Origin of the sequence: Cellulomonas sp. URHD0024, assembly GCF_000426185.1 — a bacterium.
In the GTDB taxonomy this organism is placed as follows: domain Bacteria; phylum Actinomycetota; class Actinomycetes; order Actinomycetales; family Cellulomonadaceae; genus Cellulomonas.
In genome coordinates this window covers 283,202-303,913 of the sequence record NZ_KE384505.1, presented here as the reverse complement: position 1 = coordinate 303,913, position 20,712 = coordinate 283,202, and the positions used below count along the sequence as shown (strand labels likewise).

Annotated in this window: 20 protein-coding genes; all 20 read right to left on the bottom strand. The window is 71.3% G+C overall.

The genetic code is table 11. The features are described from left to right. Positions 1–142: 142 nt before the first annotated feature. Positions 143–1,357 (bottom strand): methyl-accepting chemotaxis protein, encoded by a 1,215-nt coding sequence (locus I847_RS24630; RefSeq protein ID WP_051275031.1) that lies wholly within the window; start codon positions 1,355–1,357, stop codon positions 143–145. 93 nt (positions 1,358–1,450) lie between these two features. Continuing rightward, on the bottom strand, positions 1,451–3,433 hold the full coding sequence (locus tag I847_RS0117655; RefSeq protein WP_231384272.1) for a methyl-accepting chemotaxis protein: 1,983 nt from the start codon (positions 3,431–3,433) through the stop codon (positions 1,451–1,453). Positions 3,434–3,537: 104 nt separating this feature from the next. Beyond that, positions 3,538–5,169, bottom strand: a complete 1,632-nt coding sequence (locus tag I847_RS0117650) for a methyl-accepting chemotaxis protein (protein WP_034610832.1) — start codon at positions 5,167–5,169, stop codon at positions 3,538–3,540. A gap of 88 nt (positions 5,170–5,257) precedes the next feature. Further along, positions 5,258–5,674 (bottom strand): chemotaxis protein CheW, encoded by a 417-nt coding sequence (locus tag I847_RS0117645; protein WP_028050743.1) that lies wholly within the window; start codon positions 5,672–5,674, stop codon positions 5,258–5,260. Continuing rightward, positions 5,671–8,004 carry a chemotaxis protein CheA gene (locus I847_RS0117640; RefSeq protein ID WP_028050742.1) on the bottom strand — a complete coding sequence of 778 codons (2,334 nt, stop codon included), beginning with the start codon at positions 8,002–8,004 and terminating at the stop codon, positions 5,671–5,673. Before I847_RS0117640 ends, I847_RS0117645 begins: the two co-directional genes overlap by 4 nt. A 60-nt stretch (positions 8,005–8,064) precedes the next feature. Further along, positions 8,065–8,364 carry a carbon storage regulator CsrA gene (csrA, locus tag I847_RS0117635; RefSeq protein ID WP_028050741.1) on the bottom strand — a complete coding sequence of 100 codons (300 nt, stop codon included), beginning with the start codon at positions 8,362–8,364 and terminating at the stop codon, positions 8,065–8,067. Between the two features lie 93 nt (positions 8,365–8,457). After that, on the bottom strand, positions 8,458–9,591 hold the full coding sequence (locus I847_RS0117630; protein WP_028050740.1) for a hypothetical protein: 1,134 nt from the start codon (positions 9,589–9,591) through the stop codon (positions 8,458–8,460). Continuing rightward, entirely contained in the window at positions 9,569–11,626 is a 2,058-nt protein-coding gene (gene flhA, locus I847_RS0117625) for a flagellar biosynthesis protein FlhA (protein ID WP_028050739.1), read from the bottom strand. Before flhA ends, I847_RS0117630 begins: the two co-directional genes overlap by 23 nt. Continuing rightward, the gene (locus I847_RS24625) at positions 11,623–12,873 is read right to left on the bottom strand and encodes a flagellar biosynthesis protein FlhB (RefSeq protein ID WP_081681093.1); all 1,251 of its coding nucleotides are present in this window, start codon (positions 12,871–12,873) and stop codon (positions 11,623–11,625) included. The genes flhA and I847_RS24625 overlap by 4 nt, the downstream gene beginning before the upstream one ends. Continuing rightward, positions 12,870–13,637 carry a flagellar biosynthetic protein FliR gene (locus I847_RS0117615; RefSeq protein WP_028050738.1) on the bottom strand — a complete coding sequence of 256 codons (768 nt, stop codon included), beginning with the start codon at positions 13,635–13,637 and terminating at the stop codon, positions 12,870–12,872. The genes I847_RS24625 and I847_RS0117615 overlap by 4 nt, the downstream gene beginning before the upstream one ends. Positions 13,638–13,639: 2 nt before the next feature. Then, positions 13,640–13,912: a flagellar biosynthesis protein FliQ gene (gene fliQ / locus I847_RS0117610; protein ID WP_028050737.1), complete on the bottom strand. Its 273-nt coding sequence runs from the start codon at positions 13,910–13,912 to the stop codon at positions 13,640–13,642. 2 nt (positions 13,913–13,914) lie between these two features. Continuing rightward, positions 13,915–14,646: a flagellar type III secretion system pore protein FliP gene (fliP, locus tag I847_RS0117605; RefSeq protein WP_028050736.1), complete on the bottom strand. Its 732-nt coding sequence runs from the start codon at positions 14,644–14,646 to the stop codon at positions 13,915–13,917. Next, positions 14,646–15,452 (bottom strand): flagellar biosynthetic protein FliO, encoded by an 807-nt coding sequence (locus tag I847_RS0117600; RefSeq protein WP_028050735.1) that lies wholly within the window; start codon positions 15,450–15,452, stop codon positions 14,646–14,648. The genes fliP and I847_RS0117600 overlap by 1 nt, the downstream gene beginning before the upstream one ends. Further along, positions 15,452–16,186: a flagellar motor switch protein FliN gene (gene fliN / locus I847_RS0117595; protein ID WP_028050734.1), complete on the bottom strand. Its 735-nt coding sequence runs from the start codon at positions 16,184–16,186 to the stop codon at positions 15,452–15,454. Before fliN ends, I847_RS0117600 begins: the two co-directional genes overlap by 1 nt. 5 nt (positions 16,187–16,191) lie before the next feature. After that, positions 16,192–17,145, bottom strand: coding sequence for a flagellar motor switch protein FliM (locus I847_RS0117590; RefSeq protein ID WP_231384270.1), 954 nt, complete (start codon positions 17,143–17,145; stop codon positions 16,192–16,194). Positions 17,146–17,326: 181 nt separating this feature from the next. Beyond that, positions 17,327–17,842 (bottom strand): flagellar basal body-associated protein FliL, encoded by a 516-nt coding sequence (fliL, locus tag I847_RS0117585; RefSeq protein ID WP_028050732.1) that lies wholly within the window; start codon positions 17,840–17,842, stop codon positions 17,327–17,329. A gap of 4 nt (positions 17,843–17,846) precedes the next feature. After that, complete coding sequence (locus tag I847_RS0117580) at positions 17,847–18,770, bottom strand: flagellar motor protein MotB (protein ID WP_028050731.1); 924 nt, start codon at positions 18,768–18,770, stop codon at positions 17,847–17,849. Next, positions 18,767–19,537 carry a motility protein A gene (locus I847_RS0117575; RefSeq protein WP_028050730.1) on the bottom strand — a complete coding sequence of 257 codons (771 nt, stop codon included), beginning with the start codon at positions 19,535–19,537 and terminating at the stop codon, positions 18,767–18,769. Before I847_RS0117575 ends, I847_RS0117580 begins: the two co-directional genes overlap by 4 nt. Further along, positions 19,537–19,902: a flagellar FlbD family protein gene (locus I847_RS24620; RefSeq protein WP_081681089.1), complete on the bottom strand. Its 366-nt coding sequence runs from the start codon at positions 19,900–19,902 to the stop codon at positions 19,537–19,539. Before I847_RS24620 ends, I847_RS0117575 begins: the two co-directional genes overlap by 1 nt. A 193-nt stretch (positions 19,903–20,095) precedes the next feature. Further along, positions 20,096–20,701 carry a D-alanyl-D-alanine carboxypeptidase family protein gene (locus tag I847_RS0117565; RefSeq protein WP_028050729.1) on the bottom strand — a complete coding sequence of 202 codons (606 nt, stop codon included), beginning with the start codon at positions 20,699–20,701 and terminating at the stop codon, positions 20,096–20,098. Positions 20,702–20,712: the final 11 nt, after the last annotated feature.

The window sequence follows — 20,712 nt, the reverse complement described above, 5'->3', positions numbered from 1 at the left end:
GAGGCCGCCACCCGCAGGTGAACCGCGGGGTGGTCGCACAGGAGATGGTGATGCGGCGTGGACCCTTCGGCTCGAGCCAGGCTCGAAGCCGTCAGGCGTCCCGACACCCGCCGGGTCGTGCGGCGGGCGTCGGGCTGCGCCGTCAGAAGGCGAACGCCCCGACGCGGGTACGCAGGTCCATGGAGAGGCGGGCCAGCTCGTTGACGGCCGAACCCATCTGCCCCAAGGTCTGCGACGAGGACGCCGCCGAGTTGGCCACACCGGAGATGTTCGTCGCGATCTCGCTGGAGCCCGTCGCCGCCTCGGCCACGCCCCGCGACATCTCGTTCGTCGTCGCGGTCTGCTCCTCGATCGCCGCCGCGATGATCATCGCGACGTCGTTGATGGAGCCGATCATCTCGGAGATCTGACCGATCGCGTCCACGGCACCGGCGGTGTCGGCCTGGATGGCCTCGACGCGGCGGGCGATGTCCTCGGTGGCCCGGGCGGTCTCGGAGGCGAGCTCCTTGACCTCCCCGGCGACGACGGCGAAGCCCTTGCCGGCCTCCCCGGCACGCGCCGCCTCGATCGTCGCGTTCAGTGCCAGCAGGTTGGTCTGCTCGGCGATGCTCGTGATCGTCTTGACGACCTTGCCGATCTGCTGCGACGACTCGCCGAGCCGCGCGACCTGGTCGTTGGCCGACTCGGCCATCACGATCGCCTGCGCGACGTGGCTGCCGGACACGACGGTGTTCTGGGCGATCTCCCGGATGGAGGCGCCCATCTGCTCGGCACCGGCGGCGACCGCCTGGACGTTGCGCGACACCTGCTCGGCGGCCGCGGCCACCACGCTCGCCTGCGCGCTGGTCTCGTCGGAACCCGACGCCACCTCGTGCGACGACGCCGACAGCTCCTCGGCCGCAGCCGCCACGGTCTCGGCGGTCTCGACCATGCCGCCGAGCGCGACGGCCACGGAGTCCTGGGCGCTGTTCAGCGCGAGGGCCATGCGGCCGATCTCGTCGTTCTTGGTGACCTCGACCCGCGTGGAGAAGTCGCCGGCAGCCATCTGCTCCAGCACGTCACCGACCTGCTTCATCGACGCGCGCAGGTGGCGCGACACCAGGAGGTTCACGCCCATCGCGACGACGAGGCCGACGGCGAGGCAGATCATGAGGACGGTCGCAGCGCCCTTGGCCCCCGACGTGTCCCCGTCCGCAGCCTTGTTCAGGGCCGACACGGCGTACAGGCCCGTGCCGATCGACACCACGGCGAGCAGCACGTTCGCGGCGAGGATCTTGGTCTGCAGCGACAGACTGCGCGGCCGGCCGCCAGGGGAGCTCTCGACGGTGGCCGGGCTCGACGGCGTGGTGTTGCTCATGGGAGACCTTTCTCAGGTGCGCGACAGGACGTCGCCCGGACGATCGACTTGCTTTCCCGGCACACGAGCGGACCGGGGTCGTGCGAGGTCCTGCTAGAACGTGAAGGCGGCCACGCGGGTGCGCAGCTCGGTGGACATCCGGGCCAGCTCGTTGACCGACTTGCCCATCTGCTCGAGCGTCTGCGACGCAGCCGCGGCCGAGCTGGCCACACCGGAGATGTTCGTCGCGATCTCGCCGGAGCCGGCCGCAGCCTCGCCCACCCCGCGCGTCATCTCGTTCGTCGTGGCGGTCTGCTCCTCGATCGACGTGGCGATGATCGTCGCGACGTCGTTGATGGAGCCGATCATCACGGTGATCTGACCGATCGCGTCCACGGCACCGGCGGTGTCGGCCTGGATGGCCTCGACGCGGCGGGCGATGTCCTCGGTGGCCCGGGCGGTCTCGGAGGCGAGCTCCTTCACCTCCCCGGCGACGACCGCGAAGCCCTTGCCGGCCTCCCCGGCACGCGCCGCCTCGATCGTCGCGTTCAGCGCCAGCAGGTTGGTCTGCTTGGCGATGCTCGTGATCGTCTTGACGACGTTGCCGATCTGCTGCGACGACTCGCCGAGCCGCGCGACCTGGTCGTTGGCCGACTCGGCCATCGCGATCGCCTGCGACACGTGATGGCCGGAGACGACGGTGTTCTGGGCGATCTCGCGGATCGAGTCGCCCATCTGCTCGGCGCCGGCGGCGACGGCCTGCACGTTGCGCGAGACCTGCTCGGCGGCCGCGGCCACCACGCCTGCCTGCACGCTGGCCTCGTCGGAGCCTGCGGCCACCTGGCTCGAGGAGACGGACAGCTCCTCCGCGGCGGACGCCACGGTCTCGGCCGTCTCGACCACCCCGCCGAGCGCCGCCCGCACCGACTCCTGAGCGTGGTTCAAGGACTGGGCCATGCGACCGATCTCGTCCGTGGACGTGACCTCGACCCGACCCGTGAAGTCGCCGTCGGCCATCGCGTCGAGCACCTCACCGACCTTGCGCACGGACTTGCGGACGCTGCGGGCGATCACGAACCCGAGGGCGACGGCGACGAGGAGCCCGAGGACGACGCTGACCACGAGGATCAGCTCGGCGCGGTTGGCCGAGGCCTGGGACTGGGCGGCGAGCGCCGTGCTGTAGGCGTCCGTGTCGATGACGACCTTGTCCAGGTCAGCCTGGAACGACTCGACGAGCGGTTGGCCCACTGCCTCGACCGCCGCGGTGTACACCGCCGCCTTGCCTCCGGTCGCAGCCGGGATGAGCGTCGAGTCGCGCACCTCGATCCACGCCTCGTACGCGCCGGCGAACGACTCCCAGTCCTTGCCCCGGAAGGCGCGCGCCACGGACGAGTAGGACTTCATCGCGGCGGCCATCTCGGCGTCGTTGGTCTTCTGCTTCTCGAGCCAGGACGTCTGGAGCGAGGGGTCGTCGGACACGGCGGCGATCTGCGCGACGATGAGGCGCGCGTCGATCTCGCCGACCTGGACCTTGACGCGCGTCCCCGAGACCACCGTCTGGATGTCGGCGAACGTCTGGCTGTCCGCGGCGGCCTTCTGCAGCCCCTGGATCGCGTACAGGCCGGTGCCCAGCGACACGGCGGCGAGCAGCAGGATCGCGGTGAGGATCTTGGTCTGCACGGACCGGTTCATGAACCAGTTCCCACGGCCGGCGACCTTGACGGGCGCGTTGCCCGCGTGCCCACCGGCGACCGCAGCACCGGTCGCGCCCGTCGGCTCACCGTCCTGCGTCGGCTCGGAGGCGCTGACGGGCTTGCCCAGACCCACGAGGTGCGCGAGACGCGCAGGGTTGGCGAGACGCGCCAGCTCGGCGAGGCGCGCCGGCTTGGCGAGGCCCGCGAGCCGGGCGAGGGGCGTCGGCCGCGCGCCGTCCGTCGGCTCGGCGCCGTCCGTCGGCTCAGCGGCGGTCTTCGGCTCGGTGGCGGTCGTCGGCTCGGCGGCGGTCGTCGGCTCGACGGCCTCCGTCGGCTCGACGCCGGTCGTCGGCTCAGCAGTGGGCGTCGGCGCAGCGGTGCGCTTCGGCTTGGCGATCCTCATGGGGTCCTCCGGGATGCGGTCTGTCGTCGTTCCCCCGATCGACGGCAGGGGCGCGGGGTCGGGAGAGGGCTGGGAAGGGGCGGCCGCGAGGGTGCGGCGGCGCTCTAGAACGTGAAGGCGGACACGCGGGTGCGCAGGTCGGTGGACATGCGGGCGAGCTCGTTCACGGCGTCGCCCATCTGCCCGAGCGTCTGTGAAGAGGACGCCGCCGAGGAGGCGACCCCCGAGATGTTGGTCGCGATCTCGCCGGAACCGGTCGCGGCCTCGGTCACGCCGCGCGACATCTCGTTCGTCGTCGCGGTCTGCTCCTCGATCGCCGCCGCGATGACCATCGCCACGTCGTTGATCGACTCGATCACGACCGAGATCTGACCGATGGCCTCCACCGCGCCCGCGGTGTCGGACTGGATGGTCTCGACCCGGCGGACGATGTCCTCGGTGGCCCGGGCGGTCTCGGAGGCAAGGTCCTTGACCTCGCCCGCCACGACCGCGAAGCCCTTGCCGGCCTCTCCGGCGCGAGCGGCCTCGATCGTCGCGTTGAGGGCGAGCAGGTTGGTCTGCTCGGCGATGGCCGTGATCGTCTTGACCACGTTCTCGATCTGGCGCGACGACTCCCCGAGGCGAGCCACCTGGTCGTTGGCCGACTCTGCGAGGCTCATCGCGTGGGCGACGTGAGTGCCGGACAGGACGGTGTTCTGGGCGATCTCCTGGATCGAGGCGCCCATCTGCTCGGCGCCCGCGGCGACCGCCTGCACGTTGCGCGAGACCTGCTCGGCGGCCGCGGCCACCACGCCCGCCTGCGCGCTCGTCTCGTCGGAACCCCAGGCGACCTCGTGCGACGACGCCGACAGCTCCTCGGCGGCAGCAGCCACCGTCTGGGACGTCTCGATGACCCCGGCGAGGGTCTGCTGCAGGGCGTCCTGCGCGACGGTCAGCGACGCGGCCATCTGGCCGATCTCGTCGCGGCTGGCCACGACGGCGCGCACCGTCAGGTCGCCGCCGGCGAGCGCCTCGAGCGAGACCTGCACCTTGCGGATGGCGTTGCGGATCCACGTGGCGAGCGCGGCGCCGGCGACGCTCACGCCGATCAGGGCGAGGGCGAGCATGAGCAGCTGCTGACGACCGACGGCGTCGGCCTGCTTCTGGACGTGGGACGAGATGTGCAGCGCCTTGTCGGTCGCCGCCTCTGCCGTGACGTCCAGCGCGTCCACATAGGTCGACTTCAGCGGCTCCGTGACCCGGTCGAGGATGTCCTCGTACTGCGCCTGGTCACCGCTGAGCGCGGCGGGTACCAGCTGGGAGTCACGCGCCGAGCGCCATTCGGCGAAGGCCGCGGTGAAGGTCGCCCACTCGCCGACCTCGGCGCCGCCGTTCGCCTCGAACGTGGCCATCGCCTGGTCGAGCTCGGCGTCGTTGGCCGTCTGCTCCGACAGCCAGTAGTCGCGCGCTTCCGGGGTCGAGAGCGCCGCGAGCTGAGCCACGATCATCCGGGCCTTGAGCTGGTCCTGGTGCACGATGTCGAGCGGCGTGGTCAGGTCCGTGATGACGTCGGCGACCCGGCTCGTGTCCCACGCCATGTCCTCCATGTTGCGGTACGCGGACACCCCGAGGGCGAGCGCCGTGACGCCGAACAGCGCGGTCAGGGCGAGCACCTTGAGGCGGACCGAACGGTCCACGAGCCAAGCGGCGCGGCGGCGCGGCACGGCTGCGCCGGTCGCGGGCAGGGTCGTCGACATGGGTTCTCCTTAGGTACCGGACACTGGCGGCCCGCGTTTCAGCCGATCGGCTGCTAGCCCCTCGGAATGAGGGGTCGGACGGGTGGACTCAAGCAGCGACGGCGCGGTCGACGTCCAGCACGAGCAGCAGGCCGGAGTCGAGCTTGTGGGCGCCACGGATGAGCGGGCGGACCGTCGGGTCGAGCGTGTCGGGCGGCGTCTCGAACGAGTCGGGACCCACGTCGATGACGTCGCCGATGTTGTCGACCAGCAGGCTCACGACCTCGCCGGCCACCTGGACGACGACCATCATCGGCTCGGTGACGTCAGGACGGGACTCCAGCCCGAGGCACGTGCGCAGGTCGATCGTGAGGACCACCTGGCCGCGCAGGTTGACCAGCCCGGCGACAGTCGCCGGAGCGAGCGGGACGCGGGTACGGCTCTGCGCGCGCAGCGCCTCCTGCACCCGGACGACGTCGATGCCGTAGAGGCTGCCGTCGAGCGTGAACGTGACGTACTGGCTCATGACGAGGCTCCTACGAGGGCGTCGGCGTCGAAGAACAGGGCATCCGCCGAGATGATCGCGGCGCGGGTGTCCAGCAGCTCGGTGACCCGGTCGCCGACGACGGTGGAGCCCAGCAGGCCCTGGTAGTCGATGTCCGAGTGGTGCGCGAGGTCGTCGTCGAGGATGTCCAAGATCTCCTCGACGACGAGTCCCGCGCTGCGCTCACCGTTCGTGAACACCACGACCAGCTGCTCGCCGTCCGCGGCGGTCGCGGGCGCGCCCACCAACCGGGCGACGCGGGCGATCGGGAGGATCGAGCCGCGGTACTGCAGGACCTCGCGGCCACCGACCTGTTCGACGTGCTCCTCGCGCAGGTGCTCGATGCGTGCGACCGAGGCGAGCGGCATCGCGATGCGCCGCCCGTCGACCCCGACCACGAGCACCCGCTCCAGGTCGAGCGTCAGGGCTGCATCCTCCTCGGCGCGACGCCGGGCGTCGTTGTTGGCCTGCTCGACGTTGCCGACGACGGCGCGGCGCGCGATGGCCTGCACGTCGAGGATGAGCGCGACACGACCGTCGCCGAGCACCGTGGCACCCGCGTAGACGCCGATCGACTTCAACCGGGTCGCCAGCGGCTTGACGACGATCTCCTCGGTGTTCAGGACGCGGTCCACGAGCAGGCCGAAACGCTGCTTCTCCGCCTGCACGACCGCGATGACGCTCTTGCGTTCCAGCTCTCGCGCGCCCTGCTCGATCTCCAGGCTGCCCGCGAGGGAGACCAGCGGGAGCAGCTCGCCGCGCAGCCGGTAGACGGGAGCGGAGTGCACGTACTCGATCCCCGTACCCGACCGCTGGCCGTCGAGGGCCACCAGCTCGAGCAGGTTGATCTGCGGCACCGCGTACAGGTCACCGGCGCACTCGACCGTCAGCGCGGGCATGATCGCCAGCGTCAGCGGGATGCGCAGGCGCCAGATGGTCCCCACACCGAGCGTCGAGTCGATGTCGACCTTGCCGCCGATCGCCTCGACCTTGGTGCGCACGACGTCCATGCCGACACCGCGGCCGGACACGTTGGTGACCTTCGCGGCGGTGGAGAAGCCGGGCAGGAAGAGCAGCTGCAGGAGCTCGGCGTCGCTGGACGCGTCGAGCTGTTCGAGGGTGCGCAGCCCCTTCTCCAGGGCCTTGGCGGCGACGGCCTCGGGGTCGACCCCGCGTCCGTCGTCGGCAACCTCGACCACGACCTGCCCACCGGAGTGGTAAGCCCGCAGCGTCAGCACACCCTTGGCGGGCTTGCCGGCGGCGATGCGCTCCTCCGACGGCTCGATGCCGTGGTCGACGGCGTTGCGCACGAGGTGCGTCAACGGGTCCTTGACGGCCTCGAGCAGGCTGCGGTCGAGCTCGGTGTCGCCGCCCGTCATCTCGAGCGTGACCTCGCGCTTGCACGCGGCCGCGACGTCGCGCACGATGCGCGGCATCTTGGACCAGATGTGCTCGATGGGCTGCATGCGCGTCTTCATGACGCCTTCCTGCAGCTCCGAGGCGATGAGGTTGAGACGCTGAGCGGACCGGGACAGGTCCGGGTCGTCGGTGCCGGACGCGAGCCGACTGATCTGGTTGCGGGCCAGCACGAGCTCGCTGACCTGGCCCATGAGGAGGTCGAGCAGCTCCACGTCCACGCGGATCGAGGTGTCGGCCGCGCCGCCGCGGGAGCCCGCAGCCTCGTCCGAGATGCTCTCGGCCGCCGGGGCGCTCGTCTGGGTCGGGACGAGCGGCTTGTCGGCCGGTGCGCCGATCTTCTGGGCGGGCTCGTCGCCACGGGCCTGCGCCGGCTGCTCGACCACCAGGGTCGCTGCGGCCGCGGGCTGCGCTGCTGCCGCGGGCGGCGCTGCGGCGGTGTCGCCGACCGTGGCGTGGGCGACGGTCTCAGCGGCCGCAGGTGCGGCGCCCGCTTCGGACGCTGCGGCGCCGGCATTGCGGATCGCGTCGACCGCCTCGATCACCGGGTCGATCGCCACCTCGCCCTCGGTGCCGTCGGCCTCGATGTGGGTGAGGAGGTCACGCACGCAGTCGGTCATCTGCAGCAGGACGTCGGTGGTCCGCTGGTCCATCGACCGCTTGCCGTCACGCAGCTCGACCAGCAGGTTCTCGCCCACGTGGGTCACGCGCTCGAGACGTCCGAACGCCAAGAAGCCACTGGTGCCCTTGATCGTGTGGATCGTCCGGAAGATGCTGCCCAGCAGCGGGCGTGAGCCGGGGCTCTCCTCAAGTGCTACGAGGTCGCGGTCCAGCTGGTCGAGGTTCTCATAGCTCTCGACCAGGAACTCACGGACGATCTCGTCGATGTCCTCCACCGATGTCCTCCCGATTCCGCGCGTGACGCACTCGTGACCGAGGCGTCCCGGCGAACGACCTCATCGGTCGGCGGGAGGGGTTCCTGAGGAGTCCGCGGCAGCTGGCTCGGGCTGACCGGGTGACGTCGGGCGCGGGGGCAGGACCAGGCGCTGCAGAGCGGCCGCGGTGCTCTCGTCGGCCGCCACGGCGTCCACGTTGGCGGCCCGGACGGCCTCGAGCACCTCCGCGCGGTGCACCCGTACCTCGCGGGGGGCGTCGATACCGAGCCGCACCCCGTCACTGCGGACCTCGATGACTGTGACGACGATGTCGTCACCGATCACGAGCCGCTCCCCGACGCGACGACTGAGCACCAGCATGCGGCGACCCTACCCCGTAGCGAGTACCCACCCGCGGCGATGCGCGCCGGTGGCGCACAACGTCCGGACCTGCCGTGCCGACCCTGGCGGGCGCTACCTCCCGGACGGTCCCAGGGCCTGTCCCAGCGCGGCCGCCCAGGCGACCGTCGTCGCGGGGATGCCGTCCACCCAGGCCACCGGAGCGCCGAGGTCGAGGACCGTGCCGGGCTGCGCCGTGTCGAACAGTCCGCGCACGGCGACCGCGTCGATCCCCGCTGGACCGCCCACCTCGGCCATCCACCGCGTGGCGTCGGCCGTCTTGGTCCGAGCGTCGACGACCGCCCACACCTGTGCCGCCCCGCAGGTGCGGACCAGCTCGGCGGCCTCGGCGCGGTCGGAGGGTTCGGGTCCGACCGCGAGGGCGACCACCCCGATCTGGGGCCCGCTGGCGGTGCGCTCGACCCAGGCGGCCAGCTCGTCGGCGGTGCCGGCCTTGGAGACCCCGACGCGACCGCCACGGGCACGACCGCCGGGCCGGGCGCCGGCGGCGCAGATGGCGGCGGCGTCGAGGCGCAGCCGCTCCGCCAGGAGCAGGGCGACCGCGTCGACGTCGGACTGCTCGCCGACGACGACCAGGACGGAACCCGGCGTGCGGGGCAGCGCGGGCGCAGCGGGCACGCGGGCGAGGACGGACGGCAGCGTCACGGGACCGGCGCCGCCGAGCAGCGCCTCGGGGATGCCGATGCCGCGCAGCGACGCGCGCAGCGGGTCCTCGGGGGGCGGTGCAGGCACCTCGATGTCGGCCGGGGCCGGCGTGCCGGCCAGGGCGCGGACCTGCTCGAGGATTCCCGCGAACGACGCGCTCCCGGTGCTGACGCTCGGGCCGGCCGGCTCGGGCGCGACCTCGTCGGGGTCGTCGAGGACGTCGAGGGTCGCCTCGGGCATCGACCCGTCCGGAAGCGCGTCATACGCGTCGGCTGCGGCGAGCAGACCGTCGATCCCGTCGACCTCGGGCGCCGGCGCAGCGGGCTTCTTCGTCGGCGGGTTCATGAGTGCGCGCGGCCGTGGGACGGGCTCCTCGGGCACGTCGATCGTGAGCTCGAACCGTTCCCTGGCGAAGAACCCCGCGACGCCACCGGTCCGGACGCGCTCGGCGCGGATCACCCGGGCGCCAGGACCGAACTCGCTCTGCACGTGCGCCATCAGCTCGGCGAGGTCGGACCCCTCAAGAAGCAAGCGCTGGGACACCGCTCACCGCCCCTACGGTCTCGACCTGGACACCCACTCCGGTGACCTCACCGTAGGACAGGACCGCGAGGCGCGGCAGCCCCATGGCGACGAGGCGGCGCAGTGCCGGCCGGATCGCGGGTGCGCAGGCGAGCACCACGGTGCGACCGTCGGCCTCCGCCTCGGCGACCGCGTGCCGCAGCTGTCCCAGCATCGACTCGAGACGGTTCGGGTCGACCAGCAGGTGCGTGCCGTGCTCGCCGGGCCGGATCGCCTCGACGAGGCTCTGCTCGAGCGACGGGTCGAGGGTGATCGCGCGGAGCACGTCGTCCTGGACGTACATGGACCCGAGCGCCGGGCCGAGGGCCGCGCGCGCAGCCTCGACGAGCCCCTCGGCGTCCGTGCTGACGCGAGCGCGCAGCGTGAGAGCCTCGTAGATCCGTCCCAGGTCCCGGATGGGCACCTCCTCGGCGAGCAGGCCCTGGAGAACCCGCTGCACCTCGCCCAGGCTGAGCAGCGTCGGGATGAGCTCCTCGACGACCGACGGGTTGACCTTCTTGACACCCTCGGTGAGCACCCGCACGTCCTCGCGTCCCAGCAGACGGGAGGCGTGCTGGGCGATGAGGGCACCCAGGTGCGTGATCAGTACGGAGACCCGGTCGACGACGGTCGCGCCGGACATCTCCGCGGCGTGCCGGAGCTCGGCGGGGATCCACTTGCCGGGCAGCCCGAACACCGGCTCGTTGACGGTGGTGCCGGGCAGGGCGGCGAGGTCGTCGCCGAGCGCGAGCATGCGGCCCGCGGGGGCCTCGCCGCGCCCGACCTCGACACCGGCGATCTTGACGACGTAGGTGGACCGGGGCAGGTCGACGCTGTCGCGCGTACGCACGGGCGGCACCACGATGCCGAGCTCGAGCGCGGTCTTGCGGCGCAGGCCGCGGACGCGGGCGAGCAGGTCCTGGTCGGGCCCGCTGCCGACCAGGTCGACCAGGTCGGGTGCCAGGAGGATCTCCAGGGTGTGCACGCGCATCTGCTCGATGAGCTGCTCGGGGCTGTCGCTCGACGGTGCCACGGCGTTCGCCTGCTCACCCGCCTGGACGGCCGCCTCCTCCTTGACCTCGGTGTTGCGGGCGCGCTGCGCCACGATCAGCAGCGTCGCGCCGACGAGGACGAACGGCACCTTGGGCATGCCCGGCATGAGCGCCAGCAGGATCGCTCCGCCCCCGGCGATCCGCAGCGCCATGCGTGACTGACCGAGCTGCTTGGCGGCGACGGCGCCGAGGTCACCCTCGGCGGTCGCACGAGTGACGACGATGCCGGTGGCCACCGACAGGAGCAGCGCGGGGATCTGGGTGACCAGGCCGTCGCCGACCGTCAGGAGGCTGTACTGGTGCAGGGCGTCGCTCGCGCTCAGGCCACGCTGGACCATGCCGATGACGAACCCGCCGATGAGGTTGATGATCGTGATGATGATGCCCGCGATCGCGTCACCCTTGACGAACTTCGAGCCACCGTCCATGGCGCCGTAGAAGTCGGCCTCGGCGGCGACGTCCGCGCGGCGCCGACGGGCCGTGTCCTCGTCGATCAGGCCGGAGTTCAGGTCGGCGTCGATCGCCATCTGCTTGCCGGGCATGGCGTCGAGGGTGAACCGTGCGCCGACCTCGGCCACGCGGCCGGCACCGTTGGTGATCACGGCGAACTGGATGACCACGAGGATCAGGAAGATCACGAGCCCGATGACCAGCGACCCGCCGACCACGAACTCGCCGAACGCGCCGATGACGTGGCCGGCGAATCCGTCGCGCAGCACCAGTCGCGTCGAGGCCACGTTCAGCCCGAGCCGGAACAGCGTGAAGACCAGGATCAGCGACGGGAACACCGAGAAGTCGAGGGGTCGCTTGACGTACATCGCGGTCAGCAGGATCACGAGCGAGACGGTGATGTTGAGCGCGATCAGGAGATCGAGCAGCGCCGAGGGCAGCGGCACGACGAGCAGCAGGACGATGCCGACGACGCCCAGGGGCACCGCGAGCGACGTGAGGGACTTGTTCTTCATCGCGTGACCTGATTCGTCGAGGGCGACTCCGGCGACGCGTCGGCGCCGTCGGTGAGGTTGTGGGCTAGCACTGTGGTGGTGACGGCCTGCGCAGCGGAAGGACGGCGGGCGGGCCGCCGTGCGGCGCGGGCCTTGGCGCGGTGGTCGGTGCCGTCGGCCTCGATGGTCGGGCCGCCGGGGACGCGGTGCTGCCCGGCGGACGCACCGCGACGGCGCAGGGCCATCACGAACGCCAGCACGCGGGCGACCGCGGTGAACAGGTGCGCGGGGACCTCCTGGCCGATCTCGCACGCGGCGTGCAGCGCGCGGGTCAACGGGATGTCCTCGATCATCGGGACGCGCTTGTCGGTCGCCTCCTCGCGGATCTTCGCGGCGATGGCGCCGGCACCCTTGGCGACGACCTTGGGCGCCCCGGTGCCGGGCTCGTAGCGCAGCGCGACCGCGACGTGGGTCGGGTTCACCAGGACGACGTCCGCCGTCGCGACCTCCGACATCATGCGGTTGCGGCTCATCGAGAGCTGCTTGGCGCGGATCGCGCCCTTGAGCATCGGGTCGCCCTCGGTGCGCTTGTTCTCGTCCTTGACCTCTTTGAGGGTCATCCGGGTCTGCTTGCGGTTGCGTCGCATCACGACGATCACGTCGGCGACGGCGAGCAGCAGGCCCGCGGCGATGCCGGTGCGCAGCAGTGTGGCCGTGCCGTTCGAGGCGGTGCCCAGCAGGCTCGACAGCGGCAGCTGCCCGGACGCCATGAGCACGGGCACCATCGACTTGAGGCCCATGATCAGCACGAGCGCGACGACGGCCGACTTGAGCAGCGTCTTGGCGCCCTGCCACAGGGCCTGCACACCGAACAGCTTCTTGAGGCCGTTCATCGGCTTGAGGTGGTCCACGTGCAACCGGAACCGCTGCGGGTGGTAGCCGCCCTGCGCCATGCCGACGCCGACGGTGACGATCATGAGGATGACGAACAGGGGCGCGAGCGTCGAGAGCACCGAGCGCAGGGCGCTCTCCAGCAGCGCCACGGCACCTTCGACCGTCGGGTCGTCGGCCACCCGCTCCATCTGCGCGAGCTGCTCGAGCCCGGCCGCTCGGCCACGGGAGATCACTATCGGCAGCGCGAGCACCGCGGCACCCAGACCGAGCCACGACGCGAGGTCCTGCGACCGCCCGAGCTTGCCCTTGCGGTGGACCTCCTTCATCCGCTGCGCGGTGGCCTTCTCGGTGCGGTCGCCGCCCTCGCCGCTCATGAGCCGGCTCCGAGCATGGCGGAGACGGACTTGCCGGTGAGCGTGCGGACCACGTTGGGCAGCGCGAGGAACGCGAACGCCCCGAGCGAGAGCGAGATCAAGATCTTCAGCGGGAAGCCCATGGCGAACGCGTTGAGCGCGGGTGCCACCCGGGTCAGCAGGCCCAGGCCGACGTCGGCGAGGAACAGCACGACGAGCAGCGGGCCCGCGATCTGGAGCGCCCCGACGAACATCTGCCCGACGCCGGTGGTCAGCGAGTGCAGGAAGAGGTCGGGGTTCAGCGCCGCGCCCAGGGGCAGGGCGTCGAACGTGCGGACCAGGCCGCCGAGCACGATCTGGTAGCCGTCGGTGACGAACAGGAGCACCAGGGCGGTCCACTGGTAGAGCCGCTGGAACTGCGCACCGCTGGACATGCTCATCGGGTCGAACGCGGTCGCCATCTGGAAGCCGCCGAACAGGTCGATGAGCGTCCCGGCCGACTGGATCGCCGAGAACGCCATCATCACGAGGAAGCCGAAGAGGACCCCGATCACTGCCTGCAGGAGCAGCGAGCCGACGAACGCGCCCGTCGTGTCCGTCCCGGCGGACGACAACCGCGGCGAGACCGCCAGCGCGAGCCCGAGCGCGATCACCCAGCGCACCGTGCCGGGGATCGACTTCTGCGAGAAGGGCGGCGCGACCGTCATGAAGGCGACGATGCGGACGCCGGCGAGCATCGCGGTCTGCACGGCGTCCAAGGGCAACGTGATGTTGACCGGGTCCACGCTCAGCTCCCCGTCAGCGACGGGATGCGGGCGAACAGCTCGGTGGTGAACTGCACGATCGTCGAGATCATCCAGTGCCCGGCCACGAGCAGCGCGACGGCTGCGGCGATGGCCTTGGGCACGAAGCTGAGCGTGACCTCCTGGATCTGGGTCACGGACTGGATGAGCGAGACGACGAAGCCGACCACCAGCGAGGTCACGAGGACCGGGGCGGCGAGCTTGGCGGCGAGGAGCAGCGCCTGCATGCCGATGTCGAGGACTGCGTTGGTGTCCATCGTCAACCACTCCCGGTGTAGGAGCCGACGAGGGACGAGATGACCAGTCCCCAGCCGTCGACGAGGACGAACAGCAACAACTTGAACGGCAAGGAGATCATCACCGGGGGCAGCATCATCATGCCCATCGACATCAACGACGCGGAGACGACGAGGTCGATCACCAGGAACGGTATGAAGATGACGAACCCCATGATGAACGCCGAGCGGAGCTCGGAGATCAGGAACGCGGGCACGAGGGTGGTGAACGGGACGTCCGCCTCGTCCTTGGGGTTCTCCTGGTCGGCCGCGCGGGTCATCAGCGCCAGGTCCTGCTCACGGGTGTGCGAGAGCATGAACTTCTCGAGCGGCTGCTTGCCGATGTCGACGGCCTGGCTGAACGTCATCTCGCCGTGCATGTAGGACTGCACACCGGTGTCGTTCACCTGGGAGATGGTCGGCGCCATGATGAACAGGCTGAGGAAGAGCGACAGCCCGGCCAGCACCTGGTTGGGCGGGACGCCCTGCAGCCCGAGCGCGTTCCGCGTGAACGACAGGACGACGAAGATCTTGGTGAAGCTCGTCGTCATCAGCAGCACCGCCGGGACGACCGACAGCAGCGTGATGGCGAGCAGGACCACGATCGAGTTGCTCGGCGTGCCGTTGACGCCGTTGACGGCCACGGAGACGGTGTCGCCGATGCCCGGGGACATAGCAGGTGTCGGCACCACAGGTGCCGTGGGGTCGAAGAGCATCAGTGGCGGACCGTCCGGTCCTGCAGCGACCGCAGCGCCTGGCGCCAGGTGTCGGGGGCGAGGATCGAGCCGGCGAGCGCCGAGTGTGCCGGCCCGGACGTCGTCCCGGCGAGCTCCGGGCCGACCGGGGTCTCGATCGTCGTCGCGACGTCGACGACAGCGGGTGCGGCCGGGGCGGCCGTCGCTGCGGCGACCGCGACCGGGGCCGGGGCCGGGGTTGCTGCCGCGCGAGGCACGGCGGGTGCGACGTGGACGGTCGGCTCCGCGAGGGTCGGCCAGCTGTCCTTGTCGAGCCGGTCGATGGGGCTCGCGTCGAGCGCCTTGAGAGCCTTGGGAGCCTTGGCCACCGTGGGAGCGACGGGCGGCGCGGGGACGCCGGCGGCGGCGAGCGACTGCGGCGTGATCGCCGTGGGCGCGCTCGCCTTGCGGCTGCGCGGCGTCGGGAGCATGCCGGCGGCGGCGGCCTTCGTCGCCCGGACCACCGACACCCACGGGGCGCCGGCGGCCTCGGCCGTGGACGCCGTGACCTTGGGAGCGGGCAGCTCCTCGAAGACCGGCCCGAGCTCGGTGAGCATCGAGACCTGCTGGTCGCCGTACCCGACGAGGATCCGGCGCGGACCGACGGCAACGACGGCGACGCCTGCGTGCTTGCCCATGGACTGCCGACCGACGATCTTGACGCCCGGCTCACGGGAGGTGCGCTGCTGCGAACCACCGTTGCCGAACCGACGACCGATGTACCAGATCAGGCCGACCACGCAGGTCAGCGCCAGCAGCAGGCGGAGCACGAACGTCGCGGTCAGCATCAGAGGCCGGACTCCGACCCGGAGACGATCTCGGTGACGCGGATGCCGTACGCCTCGTCGACGACGACGACCTCGCCGCGGGCGATGAGCCGACCGTTGACCATGACGTCGGCGGGGCTGCCGGCGGTGCGGTCCAGCTCGAGGACGGCGCCGGGGGCCAGGTCGAGCACCTGGCGCACGGGGAGCCGGGTGCGGCCGATCTCGGCGGTCAGCGTCATCTCGACGTCGTAGAGCATGCGCATGTTGGTACGGGGGCTCGGCACGACGCCGGCCGGGGCGGAGGCCTTCGACGCACGGATCCGCAGCGCGAACCAGGCGACGGACTCGCCACCCTGCTGGAGCGTGACGACCTGCGTGTCGGGTCCGACGACCTGCTCGACGGGCTCGAGGCGCGCGGCCTCCAGGACACCGGCACCGAGAACGGCTGCGGCGGCCTCCATCGCCGGACGCAGCGCGTCGCTCAGGTCGATCGCGTCGCCCGCGGCCGCGCTGGCCTCGAGCACGTCCGCGATCACGGCGTCGGCCACCAGGACGATCTCGGCGCTGGGCGAGCCGACGAACGACGCGACGAGCGCGGTGGAGCCGGCGGGGATGTCGCGGTGGTTCGCGCTGACGGCGACGAGCGGCACGGTCGAGGGCACCAGCGCTGCGGCGGCGGCCGCCGCGGCGAGGGCGGTCTCGGAGGCGTCGACGTCCCCGGCGGTGCGCGCGGTGGGGATGGTGGGGCTCTTCATACTGTTCACGCCTTGTTCTCCTCGACAGTGACGACTCGGCACGCGAGCCGGGACCCGTGGCTGCCGGCGGCGGCACGGGCGAGCACGACACCGTCGACGACCACGTCCAGCAGGTCGGTCGACGGGTGGGACAGCGGCAGCAGGTCGCCGACCGCGAGATCGATGACGTCGCGCGGGTGCACGACGACGGGTGCGAACCGGACGGCTACCTCGACCGGCACGTCCTGCATGGCGCGCTCGATCTCGGCGGCGGTCTTGGCCGCGGCGACGCGCTCGTCGGCCGATCGGGCGACGGGTCCGTCGGCGGCCCGGAGCTGGGCGAGCAGGACGTCGGCGGGGAGCATCAGCGTCAGGGCGTCCACGTGGTCGCCCACACGGAGGGTGAACGAGGCGACGAGCACGGCGTCACCGGCACCGGCGGCCTGCACGAACTGCGGGTTGTACTGGACTCCCCCGACGGTGAGCGCGAGCGGCGCCAGACCGGCGAACGCGTACTCGAGGTCGCTGAGCGAGTGGCCCAGGAGGTCCTTCACCAGCGAGAGCTCGATGTCGGTGAGCTCGCGACCCTCGCGGTCGTCGCCGCGGCCGTTGCCACCGAAGAGGTAGTCGATCCACACCAGCGTGGCCGGCACGGGGAGCTGGAGGATCGCCGTCTGGCGGGTGTACGTGACCGTGCACATCACCATCGCGGTCGGCGTCGGCGTCAGGTTGATGTACTCGTCGTACGTGCGGAGGTTCAGCTTCTCGAGCGTCAGGCTCGTCATGGCCCGCAGGCGAGCGGTCAGCTGGTTGCCGAACTGTCGGGCGAACCGCTCGAACGCCATCTCGAGGTGGCGCGCGTGGTCACGGGGCAGCGTCAGCGGCCGACGGAAGTCGTACGCCACGGGCTCCGCCGTGCGTCCGCGGCGCTGCGCCCGCACCGTGGTGCGCGCAGGAGGAAGGGTGTCAGGGACCGTCACGAAGCCACTCATCGGCGGGCGCACGCGCGTTGTGAGCACTTCGGCGCGGGTCAAGCCCATCTCACCCGGTGCTCGCTTCTCCGCACCGACCCTTCGTGGGTCGGACATTCAGCTGCGGAGCGGTGTGGCGCCCTCCATGGCGCCCCGACTCGCCGGGATCACGTTCCCGGCCTGCTGTGCCCTACTGGGTGACGTAGTTCGTCAGATAGACGTCCATGACCTTTCCGTCGTAGGCCTTGCCGAGCTCGGTCACGAGCTGGGCCTTCAGCGCGGCACGCGTCTTCGGGTCGGTGACCTCGGCGACGGTGTGGCCGGAGAACAGGGAGATCGCCATGTCGAGGGCCTCGGCCGTGTCCGGCACGTCCGTGGTCCCGACCTTCTTGGTCAGCTGCAGGGCCAGGCCGAGGCGCAGGTAGTGCCCCTGGGCGAGGTTGAGGCTGACGGGGTCGATGGTGAGGACGACGCCCTTCTCGGGCGCGGCCTCGGCCGCGGGCGTGCCGCCCCTGCCCAGGAACCAGTACGCCCCGCCGCCGACGGCCAGCACGGCCACCAGGACGACGACCATGAGCTTCTTCTTGGACTTCTTCTTCGACGGCGCCTCGGACTCCGGCTCGGCCGTCGGAGTGATCGAGCCGCCACCGATCTTGTTGCTGGCGCCGATCTTGGATCCGGAGATCACTCGCTGTTCGATGGGCATGGCCTTATCCCTTCGCCGTCAGTGCTGGCAGGAGGGCGCGCACGTTCTCGGGCGCGCTGGAGAGGATGACGATGTCGACGCGGCGGTTGCTCGCCAGCGCGTCAGGGCTGGCACCGGGGACGAGGGGCCGGGTGTCGCCGTAGCCGACGGCCATGATGCGGCCGCCGGGCATGCCGTCCGCCTCGACCAGGTGCCGGAGCACCTGGGTCGCACGGTCGGAGGACAGCTCCCAGTTGGTGGGGTACCGCCCGGACACGGGGACGACGTTGGCGTGGCCCTCGATCGAGATGTTCTCGTTGAGGCCGACCATCAAGGGTGCCGCGACGTCCAGGATCCGCAGGGCGGTCGGCGTCATCACGGCGCTCCCCTGGGCGAAGAACACGTCGTTGGCCACCAGCCCGAGGGTCAGACCACGTGAGTCGATGCGGTACCGCACCATGTTGGCGAGCCCGTTGTTGGCGAGCGACGCCTCGATCTGCGCCTGCAGGGCTGCCAGGTGGGCGGCCTCCGCCCGGGCAGCGGCGAGCAACGCGGGGTCGACACCGGCCGCCGGCGTCGGCTTCGCGTCGACCGCCTTGGCGACGACCGGGTCGGACGCCTCCTGGCCCAGGCCGTTGTCGGCGTTGACCATGCCCGCCGTGCCGCGCGCGGGCGTGTTGTCCGTCTGAGTGCTCGTGCCGTCGAGGTTGCCGTCGCTCCCGTCGAGGACCGACGGAGACGTCGTGGTGTCCTGGAAGCCCGAGGAGAGGCTGTCGCGCAGCGCGATGTACTTGTCCTGGTCCACCTGGCTGATCGCGAAGAGCACGATGAACAGGGCCATGAGCACCGTGATCATGTCCGCGTAGCTGACGAGCCAGCGTTCGTGGTTCGCGTGCTCCTCCTCGGGGGCGCCCTTGCGGCGGCGCCTGACCGGGGTGCGTCCGCTCATGCGGCCTTCGCCTTGGACTCGGGTTCGGGCGGCAGCAGGCTGCGCAGGCGTTCGCCGACGAGGCGCGGGTTGGCACCGGCCTGCACGGCCACGAGGCCCTCGATGGTGACCTCCATGGCGGCGCACTCCAGGTCGGAGATCCGCCGGATACGCGACGAGAGCGGCAGCCAGACCACGTTGGCGGAGAGGATGCCCCACAGGGTCGCGACGAACGCACCGGCGATCGAGTGCCCGAGCTCGGCCGGCTTGGCCAGGTTCTCGAGCACGTGGACCAGCGAGATGACGGTGCCGATGATGCCGATGGTCGGCGCGTAGCCGCCCATGTCGGCGAAGTACTTGGCGTGCATCCGGTCGACCGTGCGCTTGGTCGCGATCTTGTCCTCGAGAATCGTGCGCAGGTCCTCGGGGTCGGTGCCGTCGATCGCGGCCTGCAGGCCGCCCCGCAGGAACGGGTCGTCGATCGTGCGGGTCGCGTCCTCGAGCGCCAGCAGCCCCTCGCGACGGGCGCGGTCGGCCAGGCCCACCACGGTGTCCACGGTGGCCGACGCGTCGGGCCGCTTGCTGCGCAGGGCGGCCGGGACGGCCTTGAACGACGAGATGACGTCCTTGACCGTGTGGCCTGCCATGCCGACGCCGAGGGTCCCCAACCACACGAGCAGCAACGGCCCGGGGATCAGGATCGAGACGGGATTGCCGCCCTCGAGGAACATGGCGCCGAAGATGGCGACGAAGGCGACGCCGATTCCGATGAGTCCAGCGGGGTCCATCACACGCTCCGGGGTCGGATCGGCACGGCCGGTGCGAGCGGCGCGTCCTCACGGTCGGTGGTGCGTCCGCGGTCGAACCGCGTCGGCGCCTCCGGGTGGTCAGCGGTGCCCTCGGGATCGTCCTCGTCCTCGGGCAGGTCCGGCACCAGCTCCATGCGGGGCTGCACCTGGATCTCTTGTGCCCGCGACAGGATCTGCGCGCGGTGCTCGTTGATCCGCTTGATGACCTCGGACATGGGCTCGGCGACGATGTACTTGGTGCCGTCGATGAGCGTCAGGATCGCGTCCGGTGCACTGTCGATGCGTTGGATGAGGTCGGGGTTGACCCCGAACTCCCCGCCGCCTAGGCGCGTCACAACAATCATGGCTCTACCCGTCCCTGGTCACCGTGCTGCGGCTGGTGAGGGCCGCCGAGCCCATCCGTGGGCCCGTATGACCTATCGATCGGCCGGTGGGCCGCGGACCTGAGCAGTTGCTGGGGGCGACCGGCCGCGGTCACCCGTGAGGATGACCACGTCGTGCGCGTCCGCGCAGCGATGGAGCCGCCGACGTCGCTGCTCAGGGGCGGAACGCCCAGTGCCACGACTCGCGGGGGGTGTCCTTGACGAACCCGTACTCGGCCCCGTGCGCACGCATCCAGCGCTGACCGGCCGCGTCGAGCTTGAGGTCGGCGGCCATCCCCCAGCCGTGCTCGCTCGTCCCCGGCTGCGCTGCGAGGCCGCCCTGGCTGTACAGCCCCTTGCGCTGCGCGACGTCGACCTGTGCGGCGTACGAGCGGTAGGAGTCCGTGATGCCGATGTGCACACCGTCCTTGGCCGCGGCGCCCATCAGCTGCTCGAGCTTCTGGGCGGCGGGCGCCCAGAGCCGTTCCCCCGTGCCACCGACCTTCTGCAGCGCCGACTCGGGGATCCGCCCGTTGCCGTAGCGCGCCAGCTCGACGGGTACGCCGTCGGCGTTCAGGCGGGCCGGAGCCCCGCTCGCGCCGGCTCGGGCAGCACCGGCGGCACTGGCGACGTTGCCAGTACTGCCGGTTGTCTTTGCGACCTCGTCGGCGAGGGCCGACGCGAAGGTCGAGGTGGACGTGGTGAGCGGGGCGGCCTGCGGTGGTGCCACGAGCGCCTGGATCTGCGCCATCCGGGCAGCGATCCCTGCGATCCCGTCCATCGACATCCTGC

Bases quoted from the DNA above. Each gene is read 5' to 3' on its own strand.
- I847_RS24630 (WP_051275031.1), bottom strand. From the start codon at position 1,357: ATGAGCAACACCACGCCGTCGAGCCCGGCCACCGTCGAGAGCTCCCCT.
- I847_RS0117655 (WP_231384272.1), bottom strand. From the start codon at position 3,433: ATGAGGATCGCCAAGCCGAAGCGCACCGCTGCGCCGACGCCCACTGCT.
- I847_RS0117650 (WP_034610832.1), bottom strand. From the start codon at position 5,169: ATGTCGACGACCCTGCCCGCGACCGGCGCAGCCGTGCCGCGCCGCCGC.
- I847_RS0117645 (WP_028050743.1), bottom strand. From the start codon at position 5,674: ATGAGCCAGTACGTCACGTTCACGCTCGACGGCAGCCTCTACGGCATC.
- csrA (WP_028050741.1), bottom strand. From the start codon at position 8,364: ATGCTGGTGCTCAGTCGTCGCGTCGGGGAGCGGCTCGTGATCGGTGAC.
- flhA (WP_028050739.1), bottom strand. From the start codon at position 11,626: ATGAAGAACAAGTCCCTCACGTCGCTCGCGGTGCCCCTGGGCGTCGTC.
- I847_RS24625 (WP_081681093.1), bottom strand. From the start codon at position 12,873: ATGAGCGGCGAGGGCGGCGACCGCACCGAGAAGGCCACCGCGCAGCGG.
- fliQ (WP_028050737.1), bottom strand. From the start codon at position 13,912: ATGGACACCAACGCAGTCCTCGACATCGGCATGCAGGCGCTGCTCCTC.
- fliP (WP_028050736.1), bottom strand. From the start codon at position 14,646: ATGCTCTTCGACCCCACGGCACCTGTGGTGCCGACACCTGCTATGTCC.
- I847_RS0117600 (WP_028050735.1), bottom strand. From the start codon at position 15,452: ATGCTGACCGCGACGTTCGTGCTCCGCCTGCTGCTGGCGCTGACCTGC.
- fliN (WP_028050734.1), bottom strand. From the start codon at position 16,186: ATGAAGAGCCCCACCATCCCCACCGCGCGCACCGCCGGGGACGTCGAC.
- fliL (WP_028050732.1), bottom strand. From the start codon at position 17,842: ATGCCCATCGAACAGCGAGTGATCTCCGGATCCAAGATCGGCGCCAGC.
- I847_RS0117580 (WP_028050731.1), bottom strand. From the start codon at position 18,770: ATGAGCGGACGCACCCCGGTCAGGCGCCGCCGCAAGGGCGCCCCCGAG.
- I847_RS0117575 (WP_028050730.1), bottom strand. From the start codon at position 19,537: ATGGACCCCGCTGGACTCATCGGAATCGGCGTCGCCTTCGTCGCCATC.
- I847_RS24620 (WP_081681089.1), bottom strand. From the start codon at position 19,902: ATGATTGTTGTGACGCGCCTAGGCGGCGGGGAGTTCGGGGTCAACCCC.
- I847_RS0117565 (WP_028050729.1), bottom strand. From the start codon at position 20,701: ATGGACGGGATCGCAGGGATCGCTGCCCGGATGGCGCAGATCCAGGCG.